This window comes from Pseudomonas capeferrum, assembly GCF_000731675.1.
In the GTDB taxonomy this organism is placed as follows: domain Bacteria; phylum Pseudomonadota; class Gammaproteobacteria; order Pseudomonadales; family Pseudomonadaceae; genus Aquipseudomonas; species Aquipseudomonas capeferrum.
The window spans coordinates 37,280-60,254 of the sequence record NZ_JMIT01000004.1 but is presented as its reverse complement, the minus strand read 5'-3'; the positions used below and the strand labels follow the sequence as shown (position 1 = coordinate 60,254).

Here is a 22,975-nt window from a genome sequence, read left to right as displayed (position 1 = left end):
TTTGCAAAAAAAGCTACAGATCGTAGTCGAAATCGGCCAGTTGTTTCTGCAGGCGCCGCTCTTCCAGCAGGTTGTCGATCGTGCGGCGTTTGCTCAGGTTGGTCTTTGCAGTTTCTACCTGCGGCTCCGCTTCATCATCCACGGCAACAAAATCATCTTCGATTGACAGGTCGTCTTTATCGGCACTCATGAGTCGCTCCAAGCCAAGGGGCCATTGGCCGTCCTTATAACCAGAAAGCTGACGCTGGTAAAAAAGATTTTTTCAATCGTGCCGGGTGGTTTTTCGCTATCGGCTCAATCGTCAGACGTCTTCTGCTTGTATTCGCAGAGGTCTTCGATCCGACAGCTCCCGCACCTGGGCTTGCGTGCCTGGCATACGTAGCGCCCATGCAGGATGAGCCAGTGGTGGGCATCGAGCAGGTAGTCCTTGGGTACAAACTTGACCAGCTTCTTCTCGACCTCAAGCACCGTTTTGCCGGGTGCAATGCCGGTGCGATTACTGACCCTGAAAATGTGCGTGTCCACCGCCATGGTTGGCTGCCGGAACGCCGTGTTGAGTACCACGTTGGCAGTCTTGCGCCCAACGCCAGGCAGCGCTTCAAGGGCTTCCCGGGTTTCTGGCACCTGGCTGTCATGGCGCTCGATCAGCAGTCGGCAGGCCTCGATCACGTTCTTGGCTTTGCTGTTATAGAGCCCGATGGTCTTGATGTATGCGCTCAGCCCTTCGACGCCCAGGGCGTAGATCGCTTCCGGCGTATTGGCCACGGGGAACAGGCGAGCGGTGGCCTTGTTCACGCCTACGTCAGTGGATTGCGCTGAAAGCGTGACGGCGACGAGCAGTTCGAACGGTGTGGTATAGGCCAGTTCCGTTTTCGGGTCGGGGTTGTCTTCGTGCAGCCTGCGAAAGATCTCCAGGCGTTTTGCGGCATTCATGGAATCAGCGCTTTCCTTGACGACGTGGGTGGGCGGTGCCCGGACGCAGGTGATTGTACAAGGCCAACAGCAGTCCGAGCAGTAGCAGCGCGCCAGGGGCGAGGCTGGCAAGGTGCAGGCCCAGCCCTTCGGCCAGCCATTGGCGGCAGGCGCCGAGCAGCAGGCAGGCGGCCAGCAGGCCAGCCAGATTCAACAACAGTGAGCGCCAACGCCCTTCATGTGGCAGCAGATAGTCTGCTACCAGGCACGGCAGGCACAGTAGCGCAGGGTACGGGCCCAGCAGCAGTGCTACCGGCAGCAGCCAGGCCCACAGGGCCAATTGCAGGCAACTGGCCAGGGCCGCCAATAACAGCAGGCTTGCCAGCATGTGTGCGGCGCCTTTCAGGCGGTTGCGCAACGGCACCAGCACTACTTGATGCAGGCCGATCATCATCACCGCGCACGCACCTAGGGCTGCGGCCAAGAGCAACGTTTGCGTGGCTCCCAGAAGAGGGGCAAGGCTGGCGGCCAGCAAGTAGCCCTTATTCATCGGCAGGGTCCCCAAGGAGGTCGTGGCGATGTTCATCGAAATAGACCAGGGCATCTTGCAATGCCTCGATAACTGCCCGCGAGGTCACTGTTGCGCCTGCGAGTTGGTCGAAATCGCCCTGGTCACGCTTCAATGCCCAGTGATCACTCAGGCGGCGATTGGCAAATTGCTTCAGCCAGTTCACTTGCGGGTCGGCAAGGCGACCACCGAGCCCGGGGCTTTCCTGCTGTTCGACCACCTGGCTACCGATCAGTCGCCCATCAGGGGCGATGGCGATGCTTAGCACCACTGGCCCGGCATAGCCTTGGGCCTGGGTCACCAGGACGATGGCCGCAGGCTTACCCGCCAGCGTAGCCCGGTAGGCCGCCACGATGCGACTGTGCGGGCGATGCGAGGCAGGCCTTGGCAGTGGGGTATCCAACGGCAGGTTGTCGTAACTGCCCTCCGGCAGGACGGCGAGCCTCTGACGGCTCTGCAGCTGCTTTTCGGCTTGGCTGACGGCGGGGAGGGTCCACTCGCGCCAGATCAGCGCGGTCGACAATGCCAGTACCGCAGTCACCAGCAGCAACCCTGCCGTGCGCATATGGGGGCTCACCGGGCAGCCTGCTGGCGGCGCAAGGCAAGCCGTTCAAGGCTGGGGACCGCAAGGTTCATCAGCAGAATGGCGAACGCCGTGCCGTCGGGGTAACTGCCCCAGGTGCGGATCAGGTAGATCAACAGGCCCACAGCAAAGCCGAACACCAGCTTGGCCCAATCGCTCCTGGGGCCGGAGACAGGCTCGGTGGCGATGAAAAAAGCGGCGAGCATGGTCGAGCCAGAAAACAGGTGCAGCAAGGGGGAGCCATTGGAGTCCGAGCCTGAGCCGTTCCAGGCCAGCAGGCTGAACAGCGACAACCCCGCCAGCAAACCTGCTGGCGCATGCCAGCTAAACACCTTGCGCTGCAAGAGAAACAGCCCACCCAGCAAAAACGCCAGGTTGGCCCATTCCGCGCCGCGCCCGCCGATATTGCCGAAGCCCGGGTGGGTGGCGAACAATTCATCAACGGTCAGGCTGCGGTTATGGCGCAGGCCATCGAGTAGGGTCGGCTGGGCCCAGGCATCGATGTGCTCGGCGCCGCCAAATACCTGCTGCAGGGTCTCGAACAAGCCAGCCGGCTGACCTGGCCAATGGTTCATCTGTGAGGGAAAGCTCAGCAACACGAAGGCATAGCCCAGCATGGCCGGGTTGAACAGGTTGCGGCCGACCCCGCCAAAGGCCTGTTTACCGATGCCGATAGCCGTGCCAGCGGCGATCATGGGCAGCCACCAAGGGGCCAGGGTGGGCAACGCCGCCGTCAGTAGCACGGCGGTCACCAGTGCACTGCCGTCGGTCAGTGCCAGGCTGACGGGCTCGCCACGCAGCTTCAATATCAGTGTTTCACAGAGCAGCGCTGCACTGGCGCATAGCAGCAGGTTGCACAGCAGCCCCCAGCCCTGCTGCCACAGTAGTGTCAGCAAACCGGGGAGGCAGGCCAGTAGCACCAGGGCCATGCTCGTGCGCAGGCGGGGGTCGGGCTTCATTGCGCAAAGAGTCCGTTGAAGCCGGAAAACGCCATGGCCATCACTCCGGCGCCAAGCAGCTCTATGGGCAGGCCGCGCAGGGCGACTGGGATGTCGGCCTGGGCGCTGCGCTGGCGCAAGTCGGCGAAAAGAACCAGAGCAAGCCACAAGCCTGCGCCTGCCAGCAGGCCTTTGGTCAGTGTTGCCGACCAGGCATTGCCGTCACCTGCCCCTTGCAGCGCCAGGCCCAGCACGCTGGCGTTGCACAGCAGCAGTGTGGGCAGGTCAGCCACCGGCCAAGCAGGGCGCAGCCTTGCCAGTGCCCAGGGGATGCCGAAGGCCAGAAGCGCCAGCCAGGGCAGCAACAGGAACAGGCTCAGTTCGTGGAGTTGCCAAGGGTCGAGCACCAGCCACCTCAGCAGGTGGGCGCCAATCAGCCCCAGCACGATGGCCAAGGCGCAGGCCAGCCCGAGCACATGCAAGCGCAGCCGGGAAGTCGGCTGTTGCGCCAAGCACAGATGATTGACCAGCGTGGCGCTGACCAGAACCAGAATGTAGTCACTCATGAACTGACGATAGCCGGGAATCACAGCGATTGTCCGGCATTCAGCGGGGGATGGAACTGCCCCGGCACTGAGGCCGGGGCAGGGGGCTTACTTGATGCGCTGGCCTGGTTTGGCGCCGCTGTCGGGGCTGAGCAGGTAGATCTCTTCACCGCCAGGGCCGGCAGCCATGACCATGCCTTCGGACACGCCAAAGCGCATCTTGCGAGGCTTTAGGTTGGCTACCATCATGGTCAGGCGGCCTTCCAGCTTGGAGGGGTCGGGGTAGGCCGACTTGATACCGGAGAACACGTTGCGGCGTTCGTCACCGATGTCCAGTGTCAGTTGCAGCAACTTGTCGGCACCTGCGACGGCCTCGGCCTTGACGATCAGGGCCACGCGCAAGTCGACGGCGGCAAAGGTGTCGAACTCGATTTCCGCCGACAGCGGCTCCTTGGTCAGCTCGCCATTGCCGGCCGGGGCCTGGGCCTGGCCGGCAGCAGCCAGCAAGTCTTCCTTGCTCGCGGCGACCATGGCTTCGACCTTGGCCGGTTCGATGCGGCTCATCAGTGCCTTGAAAGCGTTCAGGCGGTGGTTTTCCAGGCGCGACTGGTGGTCGTTCCAGGTCAGCGGCGCGACATTGAGGAAGGCCTCGGCGTCGGCAGCCAGTAACGGCAGTACCGGTTTGAGGAAGATCACCAACTGGCGGAACAGGTTTACGCCCTGAGCGCAGATGGCTTGCACCTCGTCCTGCTTGCCTTCCTGCTTGGCCAGCGACCAAGGGGCCTTTTCGGCGATCCAGGCGTTGGCGCGGTCGGCCAGGGCCATGATTTCGCGCATCGCACGGGCGAAGTCGCGGCTCTCGTAGGCCTCGGCAATGGACGGTGCGGCGGCCAGGAAGGCCTCGGTCAGCTCAGGTGCGGCATCGCCGGCCACCATCACACCTTCGTTGCCTTTGTGAATGAAGCCTGCGCAACGGCTGGCGATATTGACCACCTTGCCGACCAGGTCGGAGTTGACCTTCTGCACGAAGTCTTCCAGGTTCAGGTCCAGGTCATCTACGCCACGGCCCAGTTTGGCCGCGTAGTAGTAGCGCAGGTATTCCGGTTGCAGGTGGTCCAGGTAGGTGCGCGCCTTGATGAAGGTGCCGCGCGACTTGGACATCTTGGCGCCGTTGACGGTCAGGTAGCCGTGCACGTTGACTGCGGTTGGCTTGCGGAAACCCGCGCCTTCGAGCATGGCTGGCCAGAACAATGCGTGGAAGTTGACGATGTCCTTGCCGATGAAGTGGTACAGCTCGGCAGTGGAGTCTTCTTTCCAGAACGCATCGAAGTCCAGCTCCGGGCGGCGCGCGCAGAGGTTCTTGAAGCTGGCCATGTAGCCGATTGGCGCATCCAGCCAGACGTAGAAGTATTTGCCCGGCTCGCCCGGGATCTCGAAGCCGAAGTACGGCGCATCGCGGGAGATGTCCCACTCCTGCAGGCCCGAGTCCAGCCATTCGGCGAGCTTGTTGGCGACGGCCTCCTGCAAGGTGCCGCTGCGGGTCCACTGCTGCAGCATCGCCTGGAAGTCGGGCAGCTTGAAGAAGAAGTGCTGGGAATCACGCAGCACCGGGGTGGCACCGGAGATGGCCGACTTGGGGTTCTTCAGCTCGGTGGGGGCGTAGGTGGCGCCGCACTTTTCGCAGTTGTCGCCGTACTGGTCTTCGGCCGCGCATTTGGGGCAGGTGCCCTTGATGAAGCGGTCGGCCAGGAACATGCCCTTTTCAGGGTCGAAATACTGGGTCACCGAACGGGTGGCAATGTGCCCGGCCTCACGCAGGCGCGTGTAGATCAGGCCGGACAGCTCGCGGTTCTCTTCGCTGTGGGTCGAGTGGAAGTTGTCGAAGTCCACCAGGAAATCGGCGAAGTCGCCGCTGTGCTCGGCCTGGACGTTGGCGATCAGCTGTTCGGGCGTGATGCCTTCCTTTTCGGCGCGCAGCATGATGGCCGAGCCGTGGGCGTCGTCGGCGCAGACATAGATGCACTGGTTGCCGCGTAGCTTCTGGAAGCGGACCCACATGTCTGTCTGGATGTACTCGAGCATATGGCCAAGATGGATTGATCCATTGGCATAGGGCAAGGCGCTGGTGACGAGAATCTGACGTGGCTCGGACATGGTGGCTCGGCTACTTATCTGGCTACGGGGTAAAAATGAGGGTGATCGGCCACTATAAAGGGCTGGCGAAGATATTTCACCCCACAGTCGCACCTGCTGACGATTGACGGGTTAGGATAGGCGCCTGTTTTACATTCAGTTTGCCAATGGGAGTCTCCATGAGTGCCGTCACCCGTGCCGCCGTCGAAGGCGTGCTTCGCCAGTACACCGACCCCTATCTGAACCAGGATCCGGTCAGCGCCGGCTGTGTGCGCGCCGTCGATATCCAGGGCGGTCAGGTCAGTGTGCAGTTGCAACTGGGGTATGCCGCAGGGTTGTTCAAGAACGGCTGGGCCCAGGTACTGCAGACAGCAATCGGCAACCTTGACGGCGTCACCAGTGCCCAGGTGTCGATCGACTGCGTGGTCGCCGCGCACAAGGCCCAGGCCCAGGTACCGGCCATGGCCAACGTCAAGAACATCATCGCCGTGGCTTCGGGCAAGGGTGGCGTCGGCAAGTCGACCACTGCTGCCAACCTGGCCCTGGCCCTGGCCCGTGAAGGCGCCCGGGTAGGTATTCTCGACGCGGATATCTATGGCCCAAGCCAGGGCGTGATGTTCGGCATCGCTGAAGGCACCCGGCCACAGATTCGCGAGCAGAAGTGGTTTGTGCCGATCAAGGCGCATGGTGTGGAAGTCATGTCCATGGCGTTTCTCACCGACGACAACACGCCGATGGTATGGCGTGGCCCGATGGTGTCCGGTGCGCTGCTGCAACTGGTGACCCAGACCGCCTGGGATGACCTCGATTACCTGGTGATCGACATGCCGCCGGGCACCGGTGACATTCAGCTGACCCTGGCGCAGAAAGTACCGGTGGCCGGCTCGGTGATCGTCACCACCCCGCAAGACCTGGCCCTGCTGGACGCCAAGAAGGGCGTGGAAATGTTCCGCAAGGTCAACATCCCGGTGCTGGGTGTGGTGGAGAACATGGCCGTGCACATCTGTTCGAACTGTGGCCATGCCGAGCACCTGTTCGGCGAAGGTGGCGGTGAAAAGCTGGCGGCCCAATACGGCGTCGACCTGCTGGCCTCGCTGCCGCTGTCGATGCTGATCCGTGAGCAGGCCGACAGCGGCAAGCCGACGGCGATTGCCGAGCCGGAAAGCCAGATCGCCATGGTCTATCAGGAGTTGGCCCGCCAGGTGGGCGCGCGCATCGTCCTGCAGGAAGCGGCGGCGCCGGCGATGCCGAGCATTACCATCAGCGAGGATTGATATCCTCGCCGCTGCAGCGGTCTCTGCAGGAGCGGCCCGGCAAGGCCGCTTCTACAGGGCATGCCATTGCAGAAGGCATAAAAAAACCCGCCAGAAGGCGGGTTTTTTGAAAGCTTGTAAGCTTAGATCGACTTAGGCGATCTGAACTTCTTCAGCCTGCATACCTTTCTGGCCGCGGGTAGCGACGAAGGTAACAGCCTGGCCTTCTTTCAGGGTCTTGAAGCCGTCAGCTTGGATGGCTTTGAAGTGTACGAAGAGGTCGTCACCCGACTGAGGGGTGATGAAGCCGTAGCCTTTCTCATCGTTGAACCACTTAACGGTACCGTTTTGGCGATTGGACATGTTTCTGTCTCCTTGGACAAAGTTGATTACGGTCAGGAAAAACCCTGCCCGGGACTGAGTGCAAAGAGAGCAGAAAATTCAGAGATGGGCCGATCAGATCGTGCATCAAACTAGAGATTCTCGGTGTCACGTGCAGCACAGTGGCGTCACCTTACCCCACTTTCTGCAACCTGCCAATGGCCAGAAGCCGCTTTACTGAAATTCAGATCGGCGGCGGCTGTAGGCCCCGCCCGGCGGGGATTATAGCCAGAATGCAGGATGGAACTTTGAAGCGAGCGCCGGGACCGGTAAGATGCGCCTCACGATTTTCACCTAGCAACTCTTCAGGACACCCGCCATGAGCATCAAATCGGACAAGTGGATTCGCCGCATGGCGCAGGAACACGGCATGATCGAACCGTTCGTCGAGCGCCAGGTGCGCGGCGAGCACGACAGCCGGGTCATCTCCTTCGGCGTCTCCAGCTACGGCTACGACGTGCGCTGCGCCGACGAATTCAAGGTGTTCACCAACATCAATTCGGCCACCGTCGACCCGAAAAACTTCGACGCCGGCAGCTTCGTCGACGTCAAGAGCGACGTCTGCATCATCCCGCCAAACTCCTTCGCCCTGGCCCGCACTGTGGAGTACTTCCGCATTCCACGCAACGTGCTGACCATCTGCCTGGGCAAAAGCACTTACGCGCGCTGCGGCATCATCGTCAACGTCACCCCGCTCGAACCGGAATGGGAAGGCCACGTGACCCTTGAGTTCTCCAACACCACCACCCTGCCGGCAAAAATTTATGCCAACGAAGGTGTGGCGCAGATGCTCTTCCTCGAATCCGACGAAGAGTGCGAGGTGTCGTACAAGGACCGCGGCGGCAAGTACCAGGGCCAGCGCGGCGTCACCTTGCCACGCACCTGAGCCGACGAGCGCGGGGAATTCCCCGTGTGTTTGGTACTCCAACGGGTAACTGCCGATGTGCATGACGCGTATCGGCGCCCGTCAGGAGCCGCCAATGAAACTCCATCCCGCAATCAGTGCCAAGCTGGCTGGCTTGCAGCCCAATCAGGTCGGGTTGTTGCCGTGGTCATTGCTGGCGCATCCGCTGCCGATGCAGGCGGGGGGCGTGCCTCACCAGCCAGGTCCCGATACCCCGCAACCATCGCAACCCGGTGAAACGCCCATGGAGCCAGGTGAACCGACCTTGCCCGATGAGCCGCCTCCCGCGCCGGTCGCCTAAGCCGCTGCTGCTATAGCGCCCATACCCGTTCAGCGCCGGTCAGAAACACTCGGCTGGTGCTATCGGGGTGGACGCGCCAGCCACCGGTGAACTCACCGAAGGCGGGTAGCAGGCTGACTTTGTCATCGATCAGAAAGCAAGGCAGGCGCAGTCGCTGCCTGGCTCGCCCCTGCAAGACGAACACAGGGTGAACATGCCCCGCCAGCACCGGGTACTGGGGGTGGGCGAGAGGCTCGTGCTGCAAGGCAAAAGGTGCCAACACCCACGGCTCTTCCACCACTTCGATACCCAGTTCAGCCGGTGGGTCGCCCGCGTGGCGATCATGGTTGCCACGCACCAGCACGATCCGTAGCTCGGCATGCCGTTGGCGCCACGCCTGCAGCCTGGCCAGCGTCGCAGGTGCGCGGCCGGTGCGGGCATGCAGGAAATCGCCGAGCACGACCAGTAATTGGCAGTCATGGTTGGCCAGCAGGGTATTCAGGCGTGCCAAGGTGGCTTCGGTAGTACCGCGCGGCACGGGTTGATGAAGGGCGCGATAGCTGGCGGCCTTGCCGATATGCACATCGGCTACCAGCAGGGCGCGGCGGGCAGGCCAGTACAGGGCTTTGTCCGGCAACAGCCAAAGCGTTTCTTCGCAGTGTTCGATGGTCAGGTAATCATTCATCGCGTGCCACTCGCTGCGTTCTCCAGGTCTGCCACCATTCGCGCAATGCGGTCAGCCAGCTTTTCAGTGCTCAAGGTTTCGCGCATGCCTTCCACCAGCAAGGCAAAGGCCAATGGGCCGGGGCGGCGCAACTCATGCAGGTCCAGCCGCAGTTGGCCCATCTTCAGCAACTGGCGCTGCAGCCGATCGATCTCCAGTTCTTCGCGCAGCACTTCGTCCCGGGCCTGGCCGAGCAGCAGATTGTCGGCATCGTGCTTGCGAAACACCTCGTAGAAAAGCCCGCTCGACGCCTGGATCTGCCGGGTGCTCTTTTGCGCTGCCGGGTAGCCGCCAAACACCAGCCCGGCGATCTGGGCGATCTCGCGAAAGCGCCGCAGCGCCATCTCGCCCGCGTTGAGGCTGGCCAATACGTCCTCCAGCAGCTGCTCGGGCGATAGCGCAGTGGGCAAGTGCGCCGCCCAGTCCACGGCGCTCGGGCTGAGCAGTTCAAAGCCATAGTCACTGACGGCGATGGACACAGACAGTGGCTGTACCCGGCTGACCCGCCAGGCAATCAGGTTGGCCAGCCCCAGGTTGGCCATGCGCCCGGCGAACGGATAGAGAAACAGGTGCCAGCCCTGGCGTGATTTCAGGGTTTCTGCCAGCAGCGTGCCGGTGGTTGGCAGGGCCGACCAGCGGGCCTGCAGCTCCAGCAGGGGGCGTACGGCGCGCATTTCCGGGCCGTCGTAATGTTGGTGGGCGGCGGCATCGAGCTGTTCGACCAGGGCATCGGCCAGTTCGCTGGACAGTGGCATGCGCCCGCCATTCCAGCGTGCCACGGCGGCTTTGCGCGAGGTGCTGCGACGTACGTAGGCGGTCATGTTTTCGACCCGCACCAACTCCAGCACCCGGCCGGCGAAGACCAGGCTGTCACCCGGACGCAGGCGGGCGATGAAGGCCTCTTCGACACTGCCCAGCGACTTGCCGCCACCGCCCTTGCTCCAGTACTTGAGCTGCAGGCTGGCGTCGCTGACGATGGTGCCGATGCCCATGCGGTGCCGGCGTGCCAGGCGCTCGCTGGCAACCCGCCAGACGCCGTCGGCCTGGGCCTCGACACGCTGGTAGTCCGGGTAGGCGCTGAGCGAGTTGCCGCCGTGGCAGACGAAGTCCAGCGCCCACTGCCACTGGCTGTCGCGCAACGTGCGAAAGGCCCAGGTGCTGCGCACTTCGTCAAGCAACTGAGCGGGCCGAAAGCCGCTGCCCAGGGCCATGCTGACCAGGTGTTGCACCAGTACATCCATGCACAGGCGTGGCGAACTTCTGGCCTCGATCTGCCCGGCAAGCAGCGCCTTTCGGGCCGCCGCCGCCTCCACCAGCTCCAGGCTGTGGGTGGGCACCAGGGTCACCCGCGAGGGGCGCCCGGGTGCATGCCCGGAGCGCCCGGCACGCTGCATCAGGCGGGCGATACCTTTGGCCGAGCCGATCTGCAACACCCGCTCCACAGGCAAGAAGTCCACGCCCAGGTCCAGGCTGGAGGTGCAGATGACCGCTTTCAGCGTGCCTTGCTTCAGGTTGCGTTCGACCCAGTCGCGGGTATCGCGGGCCAGTGAGGCATGGTGCAGGGCGATCAGGCCGGCCCAGTCTGGGCGTGCATCGAGCAATGCCTGGTACCAGAGTTCGGCCTGGGCGCGGGTATTGGTGAAGACCAGGCTGCTGGCGCTATTGTCGATTTGCGTGCTGACCTGGTCGAGCATCTTCAGGCCCATGTGCCCTGCCCAGGGGAAACGCTCGATCTCTGGCGGCAGCAGGGTGTCGACTTGCAGGTGTTTGTCCTGTCGGCCTTGCACCAGCAACCCTTCGTGAGGCAACAGCACTTCAAGCGCGTGTTGCAGGTTGCCGAGGGTCGCCGAAAGCCCCCAGGTCAGCAACTGCGGGTGCCAGTGGCGCAGGCGCGCCAAGGCCAGCTGCAATTGCACGCCACGCTTGTTGCCGAGCAGCTCATGCCACTCGTCCACCACCACCAGGCGCAGGCCAGCGAAGTCCTCGCGGGCCTGCGCCCGGGTCAGCAGCAAGGTCAGGCTTTCGGGTGTGGTGATCAATACGCTGGGCAGGCGTCTTGCCTGCCGCGCACGCTCTGCGCTGCGGGTATCGCCACTGCGGACTCCAACGCTCCAGTTCAGCCCCAGTTCATCGAGCGGTGCTTGCAAGGCGCGCGCGGTATCGGCGGCCAAGGCGCGCATGGGCGTGACCCAAAGCACCTGCAAGGGGGCCGGTTGGCGGCCAGAGGGGCTGGTGGCGAACGCGCGAAGCGCTGCCAGCCAGACCGCGTAGGTTTTACCGGCGCCGGTACTGGCGTGCAACAGCCCGGATTCACCGCGCTCGACGGCTGCCCAGACACGCCGCTGGAAGGCGAACGGCTTCCAGCCGCGCTGGGCGAACCAGGCATTGGCGAGGTCGGTGGAGGCGGGCATGGGGGCAGGCGATCCTTCGAAGGTTGTGCTTCTACTGACCGCTTGCCCGGCCGATTGGTTTTACCGGATCAGTTACCCAGTAGGTAGCCGCTGCGGCACACGTGCTCGCCGGCCACATGGGCGATGACCATGCCCGCCGTCGCCATGCGCCGCACGCTGCGGGCGTACAGCAGGCCGGGTTGGCTGTTGCGCACGGCGGTTACCCGGTCGTTGAGCGGGTCGATGACTTCGGCGATCAACTGGTCGGCTTGCAGGTGCTGGCCTGGGCGGGCGTGGTACACCAGCAAGCCGCCCAGCGGTGCAGATATCGGTTCCACGGCGGCTAACGGCGTGGCCGGGCGGGGCAGCGGTGGAAGGGGCGCGTGGGCCCCTTCGATGACGCCGGCATGGGTCAGGAAGTCGAGTATCGCCTGGCAGTCCTTGCCGGCCAGTTCGTGGCTAACATCCGCCTGCCCACGCAACTCGACGGTCACCGCACAGCAGCCCAGCGGGATCGGGAAACGCTTGCCGAAGCGTTGCTGCAACTGCCACCAGACCAGGCTGAAACATTCATCGAACGATTGCCCGCCGGAGTCGGTGGCCAGCAAGCTGGCCTGGGCCCCCAAATAACGGGCCAGTGGCTCGATCTGTGGCCAGGCTTCGGGTGTGGTGTACAGGTGCTCGACGGCTTCGAAGTCGCAGTGCAGGTCCAGTATCAGGTCGGCGTCACAGGCCAGGCGCTGCAGGATCAGGCGCTGGGCCTGGAGGGGCGTGCGGGTGGGGTATGCGTCCAGCCCGCGGCGCAGGTATTCACGGATCAGGGCAATGTTGTGGGCCGGGTCCTGGGTCAGGTGCTGTTCGATCTGATCACCGATGCTGTCCGACAAGTCGACGAAATTGCGATTGAAGTTCTCGCCGCTTTGCAGTTCGAAGCGCCCCAGCGGTGCGTCCAGCAGTACCTGTTCCAGGCCTACCGGGTTAGCCACCGGCACCAGGATGATTTCCCGTTGCAGACGGCCCTGCTGCTCCAACTCGGCCAGCCGCCGCTTGAGGTGCCACGCCACCAGCATGCCGGGCAGTTCGTCGGCATGCAGCGAGGCCTGGATGTACACCTTGCCGCCACCGCGTGGGCCAAAGTGGAAGCTGTGCAGTTGGCGTGAGATGCCCGGTACGGGGGCAAGCAGGTCGTGGGTCGAATGGTGCATGGGGGTCCTGGCTACGTGGCGAAAACGGTCTGCGACACGGGTCGGCACAAAGATAGAAGCATAGTTTGCCACTCTGTGCCTCTTCAGATCAGCAATGCCTGCAATGTGGCCAAGTCGTCGGCTTCTTCCACCGGTTTGTCCAGGCGCCAGCGAAGCATGCGCGGAAAGCGCACGGCGATGCCGCTTTTGTGGCGGCTGGACAGGGCAATGCCCTCGAAGCCCAGTTCAAAGACCAGGGTTGGGGTCACGCTGCGCACCGGGCCGAACGTTTCAACGGTGGTCTTGCGGATGATCGCGTCGACCTTGCGCATCTCTTCATCGCTCAGCCCGGAATAGGCCTTGGCGAAGGGAACCAAGGCCCGCTCGGGGCTGCCCGGGGGCGCGTTCCACACGGCAAACGTGTAGTCGCTGTAGAGGCTGGCGCGGCGGCCATGGCCGCGTTGGGCGTAAATCAATACGGCATCGACGCTGAACGGGTCGATCTTCCATTTCCACCAGGTGCCCATGTCCTTGGTGCGGCCTACGCCATACAGGGCCTCACGCTGCTTGAGCATCAGGCCTTCCACGCCCAGGCTACGCGACTGCTCACGCTGCTCGGCGAGGTCGGCCCAGCTCAGCCCTTCGAGTAACGGCGAGAGCAGCACCGGCGCCAGTGGGTATTCTGCCACCAGGCGCTCCAGTTGCCGACGACGCGCGTGCTGCGCGCGGTTGCGCCAATCCTCGCCCTGCCATTCCAGCAGGTCGTAGGCCTGCAGCACCACGGGGGCATCGGCCAACAGCTTCTTGCCCAAGGTCTTGCGGCCCAGGCGCTGTTGCAGCAGGGCGAAGGGCTGCACGGCCAGCGCACCGCGGGTGGCGCCAGGCTTCCAGACCAGAATCTCGCCATCGAGCACAACGCCATCCGGCAAGGTTTGCGCCAAGCTGTGCAGCTCGGGGAAGCGATCGGTGACCAGTTCTTCGCCGCGTGACCAGACCCACAGCTGGCCGTCACGCTTGACCACCTGGGCGCGGATGCCGTCCCATTTCCATTCGACCTGCCAATCGCTCGGTGGCCCGAGCAGCGCATCGAACTGCTCGGTTGGCGCCTGCAACGCATGCGCCAAGAAGAATGGATACGGCTGGCCGCCGCGCTGGCTGTGCTCATCGGCCGACTCGGCGGCCACCAAACGGTGGTAATCGGCGGCGCTGGGGCGGTGGCCGATGTCGGTGTAGCCGACCAGGCGTTGGGCCACGCGCTTGGCGTCGAGGCCTGCCAGCTGAGCCAGGGCGCGGGTGACCAGCAGCTTGGACACACCAACGCGAAAGCTGCCGGTGATCAGCTTCAGGCACAGCATCAGGCTGGGCCGGTCGAGCTGCGCCCAGAGCGGTGGCAGGCGCTGGCGGACCTCTTCGGCCGGCAACCCGCGAAGGGGCAGCAGGTGAGCCTCGACCCAGTAGGCCAAGCCATCGTCGCTGCCCTGGCCGTTCTGAGGCAGCAGCAACGAAATGGTCTCGGCAAGGTCGCCCACGGCTTGGTAACTTTCTTCGAACAGCCAGTCGGGCAGTGCTGCCAGGGCAGTGGCCAGCTCACGCAGCACACGGGTGGGCACCAGTTGCCGGGGGCGGCCACCGGCCAGGAAGTAAACGGCCCAGGCCGCATCGTCGGCAGGGGCCTGGGCAAAGTAATCGCGCAACGCTTCGAGCTTGGCGTTGCTGGAGGTGGTCGCGTCCAGGCGCAGGTACAGCGCGGCAAAGGCCTTCATGCCTCGGCACCGGCGGGTGTCGACTCGTCTTCATCGCCGTATTCGGTGGCGAAGGCACGGGCATCCAGGCCCTGTTCGTTGAGATAGCGCACCAGCACGTTGACCGAACCATGGGTGACCATCACCCGCTGTGCACCGGTCTGGCCGATGGCCCACAGCAGCCCTGGCCAGTCAGCATGGTCCGACAGCACGAAGCCGCGGTCGACGCCACGTCGGCGGCGTGTACCGCGCAACAGCATCCAGCCGCTGGCGAAGGCATCGCTGTAGTCGCCGAAGCGGCGCATCCAGCTGCTGCCGCCGGCTGACGGTGGGGCCAGGACCAAGGCCTGGCGCAGCAACGGGTCGTTGCGTGGGATATCGCCGGCATAGCGAGTTTCTGGCAAGTACACGCCTGCCTCTCGGTACACCCGGTTCAGCGGCTCGACCGCACCGTGCACCAGAATTGGCCCGATACTCGCGTCCAGCCCATGAAGGATGCGCTGCGCCTTGCCGAAGGCGTAGCAGAACAGCACGCTGGCTTTGCCCTGATCGCGGTTGGCCCGCCACCAGGCATTGATGCCGGCAAAGACCTCGGCCTGGCTGGGCCAGCGATAGATCGGCAGGCCGAAGGTCGACTCGGTGATGAAGGTGTGGCACGCCACGGGCTCGAAGGCTGCGCAGGTGCCGTCGGGTTCGACTTTGTAGTCGCCCGAAGCGACCCAGACTTGGCCCTGGTGTTCCAGGCGCACTTGCGCCGAACCCAGTACGTGACCGGCCGGGTGCAGGCTCAGGGTAACCCCGTGGTGGCGGATGCGCTCGCCGTAGGCCAGGGTCTGCAGGTCGATAGCCTGGCCCAGGCGACTGCGCAAGATACCTTCGCCAGAGGCGGCAGTGAGGTAGTGGCGATTACCGGTACGCGCGTGATCACCGTGGCCATGGGTGATGATGGCACGGTCCACCGGCCGCCAGGGGTCGATGTAGAAATCACCGGGCGGGCAGTACAGGCCTTCGGGGCGGGCGATTACGAGGTCCATGGCACGGCGGCTGGCAAAGGGCTTGCTAAGTCAGAGCGTGGCAGGTATCGGGAAGTTCGAAATTGAACGGGCAGCCCTGGAGCAGGGCTGCCTGGGGCATCAGGAAATCGCTATCTTCCAACCGGACAACTGAGCTTCGGAGATGCTGATTTTTGCAACGCGCGCAATGTTGAGGCGCTTGCCATCGTGCATGAGGTAGGGGGAGGTGTGGAAGTGGTCCCACACGGTTTCGGCATCTACGGGCAGCAGGTCTTCGGTATTGTAGGTGAACGCGATGGTGGCTGGCGAAGTGGTGGCCGGGGCAGCGACATCTTCATCGCAGATCAACCGGTAGCTGGCTGCCTCGGTGCCGACCCAGATTTGGGCGTTCACGGTAGCGCCAGCCGGGACGTCAAGCGTTTCTGGCCAGGAAATTTCTATGTTCAGTGTTTCAGTAGTCATGGTGGCATCCTTATGAGAAATGGCCGCACTCGATAGGAACTACCCAGTGCGGTGCCGAGGATGCTAAGAGCCCGACGCGCTGTTGATCAGAGGGAAACTGGCCTCTAGCGGCCAGGCACCAAGGTCAGCCGCGGGTTGCCATAGGCCCGCGCAAAGTTCTGCGGTTGCAGCGGCAGGCTCATGAAGCGGCCCTTGAACCAGGCGTCCAGCCCATCGCCGTAGTGCTGGCTGGCCGGGTTGCCGGACTGGCCGCTGCTAGTCAGTACCTGCAAGGGTTCGGCCTGGCCGAAGTCGACGACCATGCGTGCCGAGGCCGGCAGGCGCGTGTCGAAGTCATTGCCCCAGGCGTAGGGTGTCAGTGCCAGGGTACTGAAATCGCCACCGGCAGCCAGCGGTGAGCGGCTGAGGGTGTCCCCCAGGCCGTGATAGGCCGGTGCTGGCCAGCGGTACTGGTGCAGTTTGCCCCATTGCCACGCGCGGCGGTCGGCGCCGAGTTGCGCAGTGCCTGCATCCACCGCAGCGGCCAGGCTGCGGGCGAGGATTGCCGGCTTGTCTTCCTTGAGCGGTGTGCTGCGGTCATCCCAGAACGGGCTGTCCTCGCGGCCCAGCAGGTGGTCGGCCTGGGCCGAGTAGGACAAACGGGCATTGCTGACGAACGCCTGCCAGGCAGGGCTGGACACCGGCCCGAGGTCGTCGAGGAACGTTTCGCGGGCGAACGCCTGGAGGAACAATTCGTACAGTGCGGCATCCGCCGACACCGGGCTCAGGCGGCCATCGAACGCCTTGAGCCGGGCCAGGGCGTCGCGGGCTTTGTCGCGCTCAGCGGGCGACAGTGCGTCGATCGCCTGCTTGAGCGGCTGGGCCATGCCCGGGGCGTCGAACATCTGCTTGAGCTTGTCGGCCAGCAGGGTGACTTGGTCGTTCTGCAGGGCCATCAGGCTGCGGCTGTCGTGGCGGCCGTTAGCGGCCAACTGGGCCAGGCGCTCGGCGCGTTCGGGGTAGTACCAGGTGTTGGACAACTGCATGCCGTAGCCGCGCGGCAGGCTGCGCTGGTTGGCGTGGCCGATCCAGCCGGCGGGCGGGTCCTGGTCGTAAGGGTGCAGCATCGGGTCTGCGTAACCGTCCCAGTCGTAACGCCCGTCCCAACCGGGCGAGGGTAGCAGGCCCTGGCCTTCGCGGCGGTTGGGGTAGCGCCCACTGACCTGCCAGCCGATGTGATTAGGCTCGGCGAAGACGAAATTGAGCGCCGCTGCAGCGACTTCACGGGTGCTGTCGAAGGCGCGTTCGACCGTTTTGGCACGCGTCAGGTCGAACAGCGCGTCGAGGCTACGGTCGCCCTTCAATTGCGGCAGGGCCAGGGCCAGGCCCAGGTTTGCGTTACCCGGCTGGGCGAGCAGGGTGCCGTGGCGTGTGTCGTACATCACCTCGCGCAGAGGGCGTTGGCCGCGCACGAAGAAGGTTTCGCTGCGCGCCCGGGCCGGCTGCCACTTGCCATCGACCAGGTAGCTAAGCTGGTTGCCTTGGCGGCGCAGTTGTTCCAGGTACAGGTCCTGGTTGTCGGCCATCACGGCACTGCTGCTCCAGGCGACTTTGCCGTTGAAGCCGGCCAGCACGATCGGCAGGCCTGGCAGTGACAGGCCGGCGACCTGGTACTTGCTGGTGTGGATCTGCACCGGGCTCAAGGCCCAGGCCGCTTGGCTGTCGCTGGCCAGCAGGCTCTTGCCGCTGCGGCTGCGCTGGGCTGCCAAGGCCAGGTTGGCCGAGCCGGGGCTGCCTAGCAGGTCGAGGTCGGCGAGTTTCTGGCTGGCCGCCGCCAGAGCCGGCAAACCGGGTAGCTGGCGGGCCAGGTTCAGGCCCTTGAGCTTGTCCACTTCGGCGTCGGCCAAGGGCTCGTCCGGGGCGCCGGGCAGCAGCCAGGCCAGCTTGTCGCTGCCGACCTTCTGCGCCAAGGTCAGGGCACTGAGTTCCTCTTGCAGGTTCACCGACTGGCTGAAGGCGTACAGGCTGAAGATCAGCGCCGAGTCTTCCGGCTTCCAGTACTCGGGGCGATGGCCGCTGTTGGCCAGGCCGGCGGGCAGTTTGTCGCGGTAGCGGAACAGGTAGGCGTTGACCCCGCGGGCGTAGACCTCGAAGAAGCGCTTGAGCCGTGGCGACGCGTCGGCGTATTGCTGGGCGGCGCTTTGCTTGAGGTTGGCGGCCCGCATCAGGCGGTCGATGTCCAGTGCTTCGCTGCCGGCCAGTTCGGCAAGGCGGCCCTGGGCGAGCAGGCGCATGGCGACCATCTGCTCGATGCGATCGCCGGCATGTACATACCCCAGGCTGAACAGGGCGTCATGGAAGTTGCCGCTCTCGATCAGCGGAGCGCCCATGGCATTGCGCCGTACCGAGACGTTTTGCGCCAGGCCCTTGAGGGGTTGCACGCCGGTGGTCGGTGGCACGCTGCCCTGATAGCCGCCCATCTGGCAACCGGCGAGTCCGAGCGTGCCGAGCAGCGTGGCAGCGGTCGTGAACCGCAGGCGGAAGGGAGGAAAGGCGGGGGCGGCCATGACAAGGGCTCCTGCAAGGCGTGGCGGGGGTTTGGAAGGCGCTAAGGTAGTGAGCGCGCAGGCGCGGTGCAAGGTGCTGGGGCGGTTTATTTACGAATGGTAGGGGAGATTCGAGGTGCTTGGCTTGGGTATTGAGGTGCTGTCGAGATCGAGCGCCCTCATGCTCAAGGCATGTACGAGGCGCTCGATATCATCAGCACAGCGGTCGCATCAAGCGCCGTGGCACTTCTTGAATTTCTTCTCGCTGCCGCAGGGGCAAGGATCGTTGCGGCCAACGTCCTTCAGGGCGTTACGCACCGGCTCCTGATGGCCGTGGTTGCAGTGCGGGCCGTGCACATGGCCATGGTCGTGATCGTGCGGGTGATCATGATCGTGGTTGCAGTCAGGGCCATGAACATGGGGTTGCTGGGTCATTGCAGGGTTACTCCGGTAAGAAATCACCGGGGATTATCTCACCACTGCGCGACAAGTGCAGGTCCCGATGGATGAGTAGCCCCGTGGCCAGTTCCCCCTGCAGGGTGTAGTGCAGCGGTTGTTCGCTTTTAAGCAGCTTGGCCAGTGGCTTGAGGTGCTGCCACAAGTTGGTCCGCGCGGTGATCTTGAACGTGCGCCGAGCATGGCCGCCAACGCTGCGCCAGACACTGGTCTCATCCTGCACCAGCAGCAGGTCGTTGAGCCGTATCGAATACGCCAGGCTACGGATGAACAGCCGGCTGTCGTTCGGGTTGTCGACACGCAGGTGCAGCACGAATTCCTGCTGCAGCAACTTGGCCTTGACCGTCTCGACCTTGACCAGATGTACCTCGGGTTCGCGCCAGTCGTCGCCGCCCCAGCTGGCGCAGCCGGCCAGCAGGGCCAACAAGGCGCCAAGCACGAGTACGCGGGCCTGGGCGATCATGTTCAGCTGGCCACGTAGCTTGCGCAGCATTTCTTGAATTTCTGACCGCTGGCGCAGGGGCAAGGGTCGTTGCGCCCGGCCTTGAGCCCGACCGTGGGGTCGATGAAGTACCAGCGCCCATCATGCTGGACGAACGCCGAACGCTCGCGGTGTTGGTGATCGCCCTCCTGATCGTGCCAGCGAGCGGTGAAGGTGACAAAGCCGTGCTCAGGCTGGCCACCCAGCACCTCGGCGTTTTCCACTTCCAGCCCCAGCCAGGTGCTCTGTGCGCTCCAGCTGGCCATCGCGGCACGGTCCAGTTCCGCCTGCTGGGCCGGCAGGGTGGTGTGCACCAGGTAATCGATCAGGCCCAGCACGTAAGCGCTGTAGCGCGAGCGCATCAGCGTCTGGGCATCGGGGGCCGGGGTTCCGGCATGGTAGTGCCCGCAGCAGGCGTCCAGCAGGTTGCCACTGCCACAAGGGCAGACCGAGACACTCATCATCACCACCAGTACTTTCCAAAATTTTCAGGGTTGGCCCAGAACCGCGCATTGAGCCAGTCCGGGACTTGCTTGTAGTCATGTAGATCATAGGTGAACAGGCTCAGTACCTGCCCTTCACGACGGAATTTTTCGCTGGCCGACAAGGCCAGGGCGAAGAAATCGGTGTCTTGCCAGCCGCAAGCCGAGAGGTCGGCCAGCACGGCAACCCGGCTGGCATTGAGGTTGCGAATGCCACCGAGCAGTTCCAGGCCCGTGCGTTTGGGCAGGTGTTCCAGGCAGTCCACCAGTACCGCCAAGTCGAAGCGTTGGTTTGCCAGGTCAACCGGCAGCGGCCCAGGCGCGGTCGTTGCGATCACCACCTGCGGGTGAGCCTGGGCAAAGGCGTCCAGCGCGGGGAAGCGTGTGCCTACCAGCAACAGGCGTTGGGGGGTGAAACGATCGAGCAGGGCTGCCAGGGCCTGCTGGGGGGTGCGCTGGGAAAAACCGTCGGTCATTGCCAATCCTCGTTCAAGTCGTCCAAGACTAGCGGGCCGCAGCGCGTGGGCAAAGCGTCATGTGACTGCGTCGTGGCTTATTGCTGGCAGGGATGGAATGTGCGGTCTTTACTGCCAGAGATCGGCCTTATGCCGATTCCCCCTAGGAGATGCGACGAAAATGAGCATAGTACGCACAGCGATACCCCTGGTACTGCTCACCAGTGTGTTGACTGGTTGTGCAGGTTTGCAAAAGACCGACTGGCCGAAGTGTGCTGCCGTCGGGGGTGTAGGCGGCGCCGCCTTGGGCGCCATCGAGAGTTCCAGCTGGGCTGGCTGGGGCGCGTTGCTGGGCGGTGGCCTGGCGGCGGGCTATTGCTGGGCCCATGGCGATGGCGACGAGGATGGTGACGGCGTGCCGGACAGCCGAGACAAATGCCCAGGCACCCCGCGCGGCGTGCAGGTCGATGCCAATGGCTGCCCACCGGAGCCGGTCGCGGTGGTCGAGGAAGTGGTGGTGCAGAAGGAAGAAGTCATCGTCATCCGCGACGTGCACTTCGAGTTCGACTCTGCACGCCTGACTGCAGCCGATAAAGAGCGCCTCAATACCATCTCCACCCGCCTCAAGCAGGAAGCACCCAGTGCGCGGCTGAGTGTCAGTGGCCATACCGACAGTGTCGGGTCAGACAGCTACAACCAAAAACTGTCCGAGCGCCGTGCTCATTCGGTGACCGATTACCTGGTCGAAAGCGGCGTACCCCGCAGCAGCTTCGTCTCGGTGGTCGGTGCGGGTGAAACCCAACCTGTGGCAGACAATGCCACCGCCGATGGGCGCGCCATGAACCGTCGCACGGAGATCAAGATCCAGCGCTGACGGCCCGCGCCCGCGCCTTGGGCAGTGGCGCGGGCGCGCTTTCAAACCGGCAAGCCGGGTGTGGCCAATGACACAGGCAGCCAGTGCAGGTACTGTTGGCCGCACGGCCCGCTCGAACGGGCCGTTTAGACAGAACAATAAATGCAGGGGGCGGGGCATGAAATTCATCCTGGGCCTGGGCAAGGTCCTGACGGTTGTCTTCTGGGGTGTGGTGCTGTTCAATCTGCTGCTGCCACAACCACTGCCATTCAATCTTCTGATCAATACGGCAGGCATTGTCCTGCTGAGCCTGCATGTGCTCGAGGTGCTGTTCTTCAACGCCAGCCTGCGTGGCCGTAGCCACCGGTGGTTCGACCGTCTGCAGATCCTGCTGACGGGTATTTTCCATGTCATGTCCATTCCTCGTGCGCAGGAGGCGCCGCGCAATGCGTAATCTGATGTTGCTGGCCATGTTGGCTGCTCCCCTGGCCCAGGCCGAAACCCTTGAAGTGGCGTCCAATTCCATGCTGCGCCTGCCCGACAAGTCGGCCAGCGTGCACTTGGAGCATTTGCGCGTGGCCGATTCGGCGACGTTGCTGCTGCCTGCCACGCTGACCGAGTTGACCATCGATCATCTGCAATTGGGGCGTGATGCGCGTATCGCCATTGCCCCTTCTGACCACCCGTTGCGCATCGAGGTGCGCAACGCCCAAATGGGCGAGGGTAGCGAGATCAGTGCCCCGGGTGCGTCGGGCACCTACCAGCGTGCGGCCCGTTCCGGTCGAAGCCTGGACCTGAAGCTGGAGGAGGTCGATGCCGGGCTGTTGTCGATCGACGCACGAGGTGGCGCGGGTGCGCCCGGTTATGCCGGGCTCGACGGCGCCAACGGCCAGCCTGGAGGCTGTACCTGGGGCCAGGCCAGCCGCGGCGCCAATGGCGATGACGGGGGCAATGGGCACGATGGCGCGGCGGGTGGGCGAATTCGCCTGAGTCTGCCGCAAGGTTTTGCCCAGGAGCGCATCGTGGCGCGCCTGGATGGCGGTGCGCCAGGCCAGGCCGGTGCCGCTGGCAAGGCCGGCAAGGGCGGGGCGAGCAAAGGGTGCCTGGTGTATCGCACCAATGCCGGCGCCAGCGGCCGGCCAGGGCAACCGGGCCAGCCAGGCCTGGCCGGCGCTTCAGGTGAGTTGATCCTGCAACGCCTTTGACGTTAAAGGGCGGCGTGGCCCAAGGGGGCGCGTCGCCTACAGCATCAATCGCGAACTGGCCACTGCCACCACGGCGATGCCCAGCAGCAGGTTGATCCCGACCATGCGTCGAATCCTTCCCAGCACCGCAGCCCCCGCTGGCCAGTCCTCTGCTTGCACGGCCGTTTTCAACTCCGGCAACAGTAACGCCTGGATGCGCATGAACAGGGCGAACATGGCGATACCCCCACCGATCATCACCTGCACGTACTTGGGCGCGGTCTCCAGGCCCGTGAAGCGCATGTGCAACATGCCGATACCACTTATCGCCAAGATCGCCACTGCCACCCAGACCCAGCCGAAGAAGCGTCGGAAAACTTCCACCCACAACCGCAGGCGAGCAGGCCCGTCGAGGGCTGCAACCGTTGCCGGGCGCAGCACCAGCCAGGCGAAGAACATGCCGCCGACCCAGACCAAGGCGGCCAGGACATGCAGTGTGTAGGGCAGGGCAAAGGCAAGCATCCGGA

Annotated in this window: 26 protein-coding genes; 6 read left to right on the top strand and 20 right to left on the bottom strand. The window is 64.0% G+C overall.

The genetic code is table 11. The features are described 5' to 3' along the window. Positions 1-13: 13 nt before the first annotated feature. From PC358_RS27955 to metG, 7 genes are all read right to left on the bottom strand, one after another. Entirely contained in the window at positions 14-190 is a 177-nt protein-coding gene (locus tag PC358_RS27955) for a PA3496 family putative envelope integrity protein (RefSeq protein WP_033702662.1), read from the bottom strand. 104 nt (positions 191-294) lie between these two features. Next, entirely contained in the window at positions 295-933 is a 639-nt protein-coding gene (gene nth / locus PC358_RS22400) for an endonuclease III (protein WP_033702661.1), read from the bottom strand. A 4-nt stretch (positions 934-937) separates the two neighbouring features. Next, positions 938-1,462, bottom strand: a complete 525-nt coding sequence (locus tag PC358_RS22395) for an Rnf-Nqr domain containing protein (RefSeq protein WP_033702660.1) — start codon at positions 1,460-1,462, stop codon at positions 938-940. Then, positions 1,455-2,045 carry an RnfABCDGE type electron transport complex subunit G gene (locus tag PC358_RS22390; protein ID WP_033702659.1) on the bottom strand — a complete coding sequence of 197 codons (591 nt, stop codon included), beginning with the start codon at positions 2,043-2,045 and terminating at the stop codon, positions 1,455-1,457. The genes PC358_RS22395 and PC358_RS22390 overlap by 8 nt, the downstream gene beginning before the upstream one ends. Positions 2,046-2,053: 8 nt before the next feature. Then, positions 2,054-3,022: an RnfABCDGE type electron transport complex subunit D gene (locus tag PC358_RS22385; protein ID WP_033702658.1), complete on the bottom strand. Its 969-nt coding sequence runs from the start codon at positions 3,020-3,022 to the stop codon at positions 2,054-2,056. Further along, positions 3,019-3,567 (bottom strand): Rnf-Nqr domain containing protein, encoded by a 549-nt coding sequence (locus tag PC358_RS22380; protein ID WP_033702989.1) that lies wholly within the window; start codon positions 3,565-3,567, stop codon positions 3,019-3,021. Before PC358_RS22380 ends, PC358_RS22385 begins: the two co-directional genes overlap by 4 nt. An 87-nt stretch (positions 3,568-3,654) precedes the next feature. Beyond that, complete coding sequence (gene metG / locus PC358_RS22375) at positions 3,655-5,700, bottom strand: methionine--tRNA ligase (protein ID WP_033702657.1); 2,046 nt, start codon at positions 5,698-5,700, stop codon at positions 3,655-3,657. A 158-nt stretch (positions 5,701-5,858) separates the two neighbouring features. Here metG and apbC point away from each other — a divergent pair, with 158 nt between their 5' ends. Next, positions 5,859-6,953, top strand: coding sequence for an iron-sulfur cluster carrier protein ApbC (gene apbC / locus PC358_RS22370; RefSeq protein ID WP_033702656.1), 1,095 nt, complete (start codon positions 5,859-5,861; stop codon positions 6,951-6,953). 132 nt (positions 6,954-7,085) lie between these two features. Here the strand turns inward: apbC and PC358_RS22365 are convergent, their stop codons facing one another. Beyond that, the gene (locus PC358_RS22365; RefSeq protein ID WP_012273869.1) at positions 7,086-7,295 is read right to left on the bottom strand and encodes a cold-shock protein; all 210 of its coding nucleotides are present in this window, start codon (positions 7,293-7,295) and stop codon (positions 7,086-7,088) included. Between the two features lie 337 nt (positions 7,296-7,632). Here PC358_RS22365 and dcd point away from each other — a divergent pair, with 337 nt between their 5' ends. Beyond that, a complete protein-coding gene (gene dcd, locus PC358_RS22360; protein WP_012313046.1) occupies positions 7,633-8,199 on the top strand; it encodes a dCTP deaminase in 567 nt (188 codons plus the stop codon). A 94-nt stretch (positions 8,200-8,293) separates the two neighbouring features. Next, positions 8,294-8,518, top strand: a complete 225-nt coding sequence (locus PC358_RS22355; RefSeq protein WP_033702655.1) for a hypothetical protein — start codon at positions 8,294-8,296, stop codon at positions 8,516-8,518. A 10-nt stretch (positions 8,519-8,528) separates the two neighbouring features. Here PC358_RS22355 and pdeM read toward each other — a convergent pair whose 3' ends face one another. The 11 genes from pdeM to PC358_RS22300 all read right to left on the bottom strand — a co-directional run bounded on the left by pdeM (position 8,529) and on the right by PC358_RS22300 (position 20,432). Further along, positions 8,529-9,182, bottom strand: a complete 654-nt coding sequence (gene pdeM, locus PC358_RS22350) for a ligase-associated DNA damage response endonuclease PdeM (RefSeq protein WP_033702653.1) — start codon at positions 9,180-9,182, stop codon at positions 8,529-8,531. Continuing rightward, the gene (locus PC358_RS22345; protein ID WP_033702652.1) at positions 9,179-11,632 is read right to left on the bottom strand and encodes a ligase-associated DNA damage response DEXH box helicase; all 2,454 of its coding nucleotides are present in this window, start codon (positions 11,630-11,632) and stop codon (positions 9,179-9,181) included. Before PC358_RS22345 ends, pdeM begins: the two co-directional genes overlap by 4 nt. A gap of 68 nt (positions 11,633-11,700) precedes the next feature. After that, positions 11,701-12,816, bottom strand: a complete 1,116-nt coding sequence (locus PC358_RS22340) for a succinylglutamate desuccinylase/aspartoacylase family protein (RefSeq protein ID WP_033702651.1) — start codon at positions 12,814-12,816, stop codon at positions 11,701-11,703. Between the two features lie 83 nt (positions 12,817-12,899). After that, on the bottom strand, positions 12,900-14,558 hold the full coding sequence (locus tag PC358_RS22335) for an ATP-dependent DNA ligase (protein WP_033702650.1): 1,659 nt from the start codon (positions 14,556-14,558) through the stop codon (positions 12,900-12,902). After that, positions 14,555-15,571, bottom strand: a complete 1,017-nt coding sequence (locus tag PC358_RS22330) for a ligase-associated DNA damage response exonuclease (protein ID WP_033702649.1) — start codon at positions 15,569-15,571, stop codon at positions 14,555-14,557. The genes PC358_RS22335 and PC358_RS22330 overlap by 4 nt, the downstream gene beginning before the upstream one ends. A 99-nt stretch (positions 15,572-15,670) precedes the next feature. Further along, positions 15,671-16,012 carry a hypothetical protein gene (locus PC358_RS22325; protein ID WP_033702648.1) on the bottom strand — a complete coding sequence of 114 codons (342 nt, stop codon included), beginning with the start codon at positions 16,010-16,012 and terminating at the stop codon, positions 15,671-15,673. A gap of 104 nt (positions 16,013-16,116) precedes the next feature. Continuing rightward, positions 16,117-18,558, bottom strand: a complete 2,442-nt coding sequence (locus PC358_RS22320) for a penicillin acylase family protein (RefSeq protein ID WP_033702647.1) — start codon at positions 18,556-18,558, stop codon at positions 16,117-16,119. 210 nt (positions 18,559-18,768) lie between these two features. Further along, complete coding sequence (locus PC358_RS22315) at positions 18,769-18,972, bottom strand: SEC-C metal-binding domain-containing protein (protein ID WP_033702646.1); 204 nt, start codon at positions 18,970-18,972, stop codon at positions 18,769-18,771. Between the two features lie 7 nt (positions 18,973-18,979). Continuing rightward, the gene (locus PC358_RS22310; protein ID WP_033702988.1) at positions 18,980-19,456 is read right to left on the bottom strand and encodes an LEA/WHy family protein; all 477 of its coding nucleotides are present in this window, start codon (positions 19,454-19,456) and stop codon (positions 18,980-18,982) included. Positions 19,457-19,458: 2 nt separating this feature from the next. Next, entirely contained in the window at positions 19,459-19,935 is a 477-nt protein-coding gene (locus PC358_RS22305) for a YchJ family protein (protein WP_033702645.1), read from the bottom strand. A gap of 2 nt (positions 19,936-19,937) precedes the next feature. Next, entirely contained in the window at positions 19,938-20,432 is a 495-nt protein-coding gene (locus tag PC358_RS22300; RefSeq protein ID WP_033702644.1) for a DUF6231 family protein, read from the bottom strand. Positions 20,433-20,592: 160 nt separating this feature from the next. Here PC358_RS22300 and PC358_RS22295 point away from each other — a divergent pair, with 160 nt between their 5' ends. The 3 genes from PC358_RS22295 (at position 20,593) to PC358_RS22285 (ending at position 22,469) form a co-directional block, all read left to right on the top strand. Further along, positions 20,593-21,285 carry a PA1041 family peptidoglycan-binding anchor lipoprotein gene (locus PC358_RS22295; RefSeq protein WP_033702643.1) on the top strand — a complete coding sequence of 231 codons (693 nt, stop codon included), beginning with the start codon at positions 20,593-20,595 and terminating at the stop codon, positions 21,283-21,285. Positions 21,286-21,442: 157 nt separating this feature from the next. Then, positions 21,443-21,718, top strand: coding sequence for a DUF1145 domain-containing protein (locus PC358_RS22290; RefSeq protein ID WP_033702642.1), 276 nt, complete (start codon positions 21,443-21,445; stop codon positions 21,716-21,718). Next, positions 21,711-22,469: a hypothetical protein gene (locus tag PC358_RS22285; protein ID WP_033702641.1), complete on the top strand. Its 759-nt coding sequence runs from the start codon at positions 21,711-21,713 to the stop codon at positions 22,467-22,469. The genes PC358_RS22290 and PC358_RS22285 overlap by 8 nt, the downstream gene beginning before the upstream one ends. A gap of 36 nt (positions 22,470-22,505) precedes the next feature. Here the strand turns inward: PC358_RS22285 and PC358_RS22280 are convergent, their stop codons facing one another. Further along, positions 22,506-22,970: a CopD family protein gene (locus tag PC358_RS22280; RefSeq protein ID WP_033702640.1), complete on the bottom strand. Its 465-nt coding sequence runs from the start codon at positions 22,968-22,970 to the stop codon at positions 22,506-22,508. Between the last annotated feature and the right edge of the window lie 5 nt (positions 22,971-22,975).

Excerpts from the sequence above, each read along its gene's own strand:
- PC358_RS27955 (WP_033702662.1), bottom strand. The coding sequence starts at position 190 with ATGAGTGCCGATAAAGACGACCTGTCAATCGAAGATGATTTTGTTGCC.
- nth (WP_033702661.1), bottom strand. The coding sequence starts at position 933 with ATGAATGCCGCAAAACGCCTGGAGATCTTTCGCAGGCTGCACGAAGAC.
- PC358_RS22395 (WP_033702660.1), bottom strand. The coding sequence starts at position 1,462 with ATGAATAAGGGCTACTTGCTGGCCGCCAGCCTTGCCCCTCTTCTGGGA.
- PC358_RS22390 (WP_033702659.1), bottom strand. The coding sequence starts at position 2,045 with ATGCGCACGGCAGGGTTGCTGCTGGTGACTGCGGTACTGGCATTGTCG.
- PC358_RS22385 (WP_033702658.1), bottom strand. The coding sequence starts at position 3,022 with ATGAAGCCCGACCCCCGCCTGCGCACGAGCATGGCCCTGGTGCTACTG.
- PC358_RS22380 (WP_033702989.1), bottom strand. The coding sequence starts at position 3,567 with ATGAGTGACTACATTCTGGTTCTGGTCAGCGCCACGCTGGTCAATCAT.
- metG (WP_033702657.1), bottom strand. The coding sequence starts at position 5,700 with ATGTCCGAGCCACGTCAGATTCTCGTCACCAGCGCCTTGCCCTATGCC.
- apbC (WP_033702656.1), top strand. The coding sequence starts at position 5,859 with ATGAGTGCCGTCACCCGTGCCGCCGTCGAAGGCGTGCTTCGCCAGTAC.
- PC358_RS22365 (WP_012273869.1), bottom strand. The coding sequence starts at position 7,295 with ATGTCCAATCGCCAAAACGGTACCGTTAAGTGGTTCAACGATGAGAAA.
- dcd (WP_012313046.1), top strand. The coding sequence starts at position 7,633 with ATGAGCATCAAATCGGACAAGTGGATTCGCCGCATGGCGCAGGAACAC.
- PC358_RS22355 (WP_033702655.1), top strand. The coding sequence starts at position 8,294 with ATGAAACTCCATCCCGCAATCAGTGCCAAGCTGGCTGGCTTGCAGCCC.
- pdeM (WP_033702653.1), bottom strand. The coding sequence starts at position 9,182 with ATGAATGATTACCTGACCATCGAACACTGCGAAGAAACGCTTTGGCTG.
- PC358_RS22345 (WP_033702652.1), bottom strand. The coding sequence starts at position 11,632 with ATGCCCGCCTCCACCGACCTCGCCAATGCCTGGTTCGCCCAGCGCGGC.
- PC358_RS22340 (WP_033702651.1), bottom strand. The coding sequence starts at position 12,816 with ATGCACCATTCGACCCACGACCTGCTTGCCCCCGTACCGGGCATCTCA.
- PC358_RS22335 (WP_033702650.1), bottom strand. The coding sequence starts at position 14,558 with ATGAAGGCCTTTGCCGCGCTGTACCTGCGCCTGGACGCGACCACCTCC.
- PC358_RS22330 (WP_033702649.1), bottom strand. The coding sequence starts at position 15,571 with ATGGACCTCGTAATCGCCCGCCCCGAAGGCCTGTACTGCCCGCCCGGT.
- PC358_RS22325 (WP_033702648.1), bottom strand. The coding sequence starts at position 16,012 with ATGACTACTGAAACACTGAACATAGAAATTTCCTGGCCAGAAACGCTT.
- PC358_RS22320 (WP_033702647.1), bottom strand. The coding sequence starts at position 18,558 with ATGGCCGCCCCCGCCTTTCCTCCCTTCCGCCTGCGGTTCACGACCGCT.
- PC358_RS22315 (WP_033702646.1), bottom strand. The coding sequence starts at position 18,972 with ATGACCCAGCAACCCCATGTTCATGGCCCTGACTGCAACCACGATCAT.
- PC358_RS22310 (WP_033702988.1), bottom strand. The coding sequence starts at position 19,456 with ATGATCGCCCAGGCCCGCGTACTCGTGCTTGGCGCCTTGTTGGCCCTG.
- PC358_RS22305 (WP_033702645.1), bottom strand. The coding sequence starts at position 19,935 with ATGAGTGTCTCGGTCTGCCCTTGTGGCAGTGGCAACCTGCTGGACGCC.
- PC358_RS22300 (WP_033702644.1), bottom strand. The coding sequence starts at position 20,432 with ATGACCGACGGTTTTTCCCAGCGCACCCCCCAGCAGGCCCTGGCAGCC.
- PC358_RS22295 (WP_033702643.1), top strand. The coding sequence starts at position 20,593 with ATGAGCATAGTACGCACAGCGATACCCCTGGTACTGCTCACCAGTGTG.
- PC358_RS22290 (WP_033702642.1), top strand. The coding sequence starts at position 21,443 with ATGAAATTCATCCTGGGCCTGGGCAAGGTCCTGACGGTTGTCTTCTGG.
- PC358_RS22285 (WP_033702641.1), top strand. The coding sequence starts at position 21,711 with ATGCGTAATCTGATGTTGCTGGCCATGTTGGCTGCTCCCCTGGCCCAG.
- PC358_RS22280 (WP_033702640.1), bottom strand. The coding sequence starts at position 22,970 with ATGCTTGCCTTTGCCCTGCCCTACACACTGCATGTCCTGGCCGCCTTG.